This is a genomic window from Arthrobacter sp. Cr_A7 (assembly GCF_029222765.1).
Classification (GTDB): Bacteria; Actinomycetota; Actinomycetes; order Actinomycetales; family Micrococcaceae; genus Arthrobacter.
Window position 1 is genome coordinate 1 of the sequence record NZ_JARHXQ010000073.1, and the last position, 4059, is coordinate 4059.

Genomic DNA, 4059 nt, shown 5'->3' on the forward strand with positions numbered 1-4059 from the left:
ATTCCGGGACTTCCAGCTGGAACCCGCAGCGGCAGCGCAGCACCCTGGTGGGCAGGCACACGGCGCTGAGCCCGCTTCCGCTGGTGCTGCTCCGGTAGCAGAGCCGCTCGATCTCGAACTCGGCTTCCTCCATGGGAAAGCCGCAGTGGATGTAGTCGTCCCCGAAAACGATCACTTTCGCCATCCAGCGCACCTGGTGCAGTGCCGCCGCAACATCGGCGGCGTAGGCAAGGTGCTCCTGGAACAGGTTGCAGTCATTGCAGGTGTAGGAGACGGTGACCAGGTCCCCGCCCACGGCTCCCAAGGCCATGATGGCGTGGATGGTGAGCCGGTGTTCGGTTCCGCAGGTCCCGCATTGGAGCGGCCGTGGCTGGGGGTGCCGGGGATTCGAGGTAGACATGATGCCTGCTCATTCCGCGATGTGCATCCGGGCCGCCGGCATCCTGCAGCGGCTAACGCCCGTGGCCCTGCACGCGGCGGCGGGCGGCAGTCCCCGGCGACAGTGCGGAGGGGGCTTCATCCGAATCTACGTCACCGGCGTACGGCTGTACAGGGTTTTGGGGGTCAGCCGCCGATCGGCGAAAGCGCCAGTGCCAGGACGAAGGCCAGGGCAGCCGTGGCGGCCGGCGTCAGGACCCAGAGGCCCACGATCTGGATCACCAGCTTCCGGTTGGTGACCGAAAAATGCTGGTTCTCACCCGCACCCAGGACGGCCGAGGTGACCGTATGCGTGGTGGACAGCGGCCAGTGCAGCCCGATGGCGCCCAGGAACAGTATGACGGCGCTGAAGATTTGCGCCACAGAGCCCCGCAGCGGATCGATGCGGGTGATCTTGTATCCGATGGTGTGGGATATCCGCCAGCCGCCGAACAGCGTCCCCGCCGTAATCATCACCGCGGAAAGCAGGGCCACCCACATGGGGATGGTGCCGCCGTCGGAATAGCCTGCGGCCAGGAGGGAAAGCAGCAGGACCGCGCTGACCCGCTGCCCGTCCTGCAGGCCGTGGCCGAAGGCGACGGCCCCCGCCGCGATGGCCTGGCTGCGGCGGAACCGCTGGTTGACCACGTTGGGCTGGGTGTGGCGTGCCGCCCAGGTGGCGGGGTAGACCAGCATGAATGCTCCGCTGTAGGCCACCAAGGGGGACAGGACCAGCGGGAGGACCACCTGGAACAGCAGCGACTGGTCCACGCCGCCCACGCCGGTGCCGCCCACCGCCAGGCTCGCCAGACCGGCACCGGCCAGGCCGCCCACCAGCGCATGGGTGGAGGATGCGGGAATACCGCGCCACCACATCAGCAGCCCCCAGGCGAAGGCGCTCGCCAGTCCCGCCACCACGATGCTCAGGCCGTCCGTCCCCGGCGGCAGGGTGATCCAGTGCTGGCTGACGGCCACGGCCAGGGTGGCACTCAGCAGTGCACCAATGAAGTTGAAGAAGGCGGCCAGCAGTACCGCGACGCTGGGAGTCAGCGCACGGGTACGGGTGGCCACCGCAACCGAGGTGGAGACGTCGCGGAAGCCGTTCAGGAATGCAAACCCGGCGGCCAGCAGGACCACCACGCCGAAGATGACTGGCGTCACCCTAGGATTCCTTGACGATGATGCTGCCCACCTGGGTGGCGATCCGCCGCATGTCCTTGGTGACCTCCACCAGCTGGTTGGCGATGTCCCGGTTGCGCGAGTACTGCGCCCACTTCATGTCCTTGATCATGTCCGCCACCCACACCCGGTGCGTCCGCTCGGCGCGTTTGGCCAGGCGCAGGATTTCGATCCAGTAATCCTCAAGGTCATCGAGGTTGTTCAGCCGGCGCATGGCATCCACGGTCAGTTCGGCCTGCCGGCTGATGATCTCCAGCTGGTCCGCCGCCCGCTTTGGCAGCCGCTCCAGCTTGTACAGGGCCACCAGCTCCGCGGCGGCGTCCAACTTCTCCATGGCTTCGTTGAGGTAGCGGGAGAGGGCGTACATGTCCTCCCGGGGGAGCGGGTTCACGAAGCTGGTGCGCATGTGGGTCAGGAGGGCGAAATGCAGTTCCGCGGACTTGGCCTCGTGGTTGTGCATGTCCTCAACGAGTTTGCCGTGTTCCGCCGCGGGGACTCCCAGGATTTCCGCGAGGGTGGCGCCGGCCAGCACAATCTGCTGTGCCATCTCAGAGAGGAGGTTCAGCCCGGCGGGCTCCTGGGGAAAAAGGCGCAGCTTCACAGTAATTACCGGTCTCCGGGGAAAGTACAGGGCGGGGATTGCCGCCGTGTGACTTGACCCCGGCAGGCAACTGACGCTAACTCTACCGGTCCGTAACTGCACGGCTGAAAAGGGCCCGCGGAAAATCGGCTGACAGGAAACGGGCAGAAAAATGGTGCCGAACCGGATACGCCTCTCGGCGGTAGGCCGCTCTAGGCGGCTGAGTGTTGAAGCCCGGGGGTTTCGCGGTTCGGCACCGGTTTCAGTTTTCTACGTTGCCGCCCGCAAGTCAATCTTGACAGGTGGGCCACTGCGGGGGACGGGTCAGTCCAGTTCGCCCAGACGCCATGCGTTGGCGGCGTGTTCCAGGTCTTCGGCTGTTTTGACCAGCTGGTGCGAATTGCGGGTCAGCCTGCTGGCGTGCGCCTCGTTGGCGTGCTCGGCGCCATCGGCGATGGTTGCCTGGCCCAGGGCTACCACGCGGCAGAAAGCGGCGGAACGTTCCAGTGCGACGTCGAACTCGCCGTCGAACGCCCCGGACAGGATGGCATCGGCCATGGCGATCATCTCGTCCGCACCGGGAGGCTCGGCTGCACCTGCCACCACGTTGGAGACCTGGGCGGTGTCCTTGCCCGCACGGAAGTACACGGAGATGCGCTGCGGGTCCTGGACGGTGGCGGCACGCAGGGCGTAGAGCCGCCACAGCGCACCGGGAAGGGAACGGGCGGGGCTTTCGGCCCACATCTCGGCGATGGCTTCCAAGCCCTGCTCGTCAGCGAGCTTCACGAGCCGTTCGGTGACAACTGGATCGTCGCTGTCCCGGCCGTGGCGGACCAGCGCCTGGGCTGCAAGGTGGGCGGCCTCCGAGACGCGGGCGGGATCGGCGCCGCCCGCGAACGGCTCGAAGTCGATGGGAGCGAAGGGTTTGGGCTTGTGGTGCCGGTTCGCGCCGCCGTAAGGACTGGATCCTGCTTGCTCACTCATGCCCCCACGCTACTCCTGTGCCGCAATGGAAATCGAGCATCCGGGGGCCCTCTTCCATGTCCGACGGCGGCGCCCGGGTTGTGTGCGGAGACGCCGGAACCATGGGTTAGAGTATTAACGTCCAGAAATGGATTGGGCCGGACGGGCGGACACAGCGTGTTCCAACCAGCCGGCAGGGGCCTTTAGCTCAGTTGGTAGAGCATCGGACTTTTAATCCGTGGGTCGTGGGTTCGAGCCCCACAGGGCCCACCCATTGAGGGCCGGAATTCAGCGGAAACGCGGCGTTCCGGCCCTTTCCTGTTTCCTGTCTAGGCGCTTCGTGGGGACATTTTGGCGACATCGCTTCTGGTGGCCTGCTGCACGAGCGCTTGGGTTCTGGCTGTTTCTAGGGCGTGGGATACCTCATCCAGCCTGTCCGGCCAAAGGTGGCCGTAGGTGTTGAGCGTCTCCGTGGCATCCTTGTGTCCCAACATGAGCTGAACGACTTTGACGTCAGCCCCGGCCCCGCGGTGAAGCGGCCTAACGCATTCGTTGAAGTGGCTCTGGCTTCATAAACCTGGCGGGTGTGGCCGTGGGACGTTATTTATGGCCGCACCAACGAATCGCATAGGATGTGCCAGCAGCAGCGGAGGGTTGCTGATGGTACGACTAGGCGGAAATATGGTGAGCTACGAAGATGCTTTGGGGCTAACAGCGGTTGACGGGAGCCCTACTGCTACGCCTGCGCACAGCGTAGAAACGCTTGCTAAGTTCCAGCACAAAATCACCACGATCGTTGATATCTACGCCCGCCTGCATCTCCGTGCTCGCTTCTGGAGTCGCACCGTCCTCCTGATCACTCTCAGCGTCTCTGCCATAAGCGCAGGTATGAATCTTGTAACCCTCTGGATGCCTCCGCC

5 protein-coding genes and 1 tRNA gene are annotated in these 4059 nt (G+C 65.1%); 2 read left to right on the forward strand and 4 right to left on the reverse strand.

The window, feature by feature from the left end; all coding sequences use genetic code 11:
• The 4 genes from P2Q66_RS04315 to P2Q66_RS04330 all read right to left on the reverse strand — a co-directional run.
• The coding region (locus tag P2Q66_RS04315) for a hypothetical protein (RefSeq protein ID WP_115523996.1) at positions 1-400 on the reverse strand (400 nt) is incomplete at its 3' end.
• Positions 401-564: 164 nt separating this feature from the next.
• Positions 565-1578 (reverse strand): inorganic phosphate transporter, encoded by a 1014-nt coding sequence (locus tag P2Q66_RS04320; protein WP_079596800.1) that lies wholly within the window; start codon positions 1576-1578, stop codon positions 565-567.
• Position 1579: 1 nt separating this feature from the next.
• On the reverse strand, positions 1580-2197 hold the full coding sequence (locus P2Q66_RS04325) for a nuclease PIN (protein WP_115523997.1): 618 nt from the start codon (positions 2195-2197) through the stop codon (positions 1580-1582).
• 303 nt (positions 2198-2500) lie between these two features.
• Positions 2501-3160: a hypothetical protein gene (locus tag P2Q66_RS04330; RefSeq protein WP_115523998.1), complete on the reverse strand. Its 660-nt coding sequence runs from the start codon at positions 3158-3160 to the stop codon at positions 2501-2503.
• A gap of 176 nt (positions 3161-3336) precedes the next feature.
• On the opposite strand from P2Q66_RS04330, the gene P2Q66_RS04335 reads away from it, so the two are divergent.
• Positions 3337-3409: transfer RNA gene (locus P2Q66_RS04335), tRNA-Lys, on the forward strand.
• Positions 3410-3820: 411 nt separating this feature from the next.
• The coding region (locus tag P2Q66_RS04340) for a hypothetical protein (protein WP_275725895.1) at positions 3821-4059 on the forward strand (239 nt) is incomplete at its 3' end.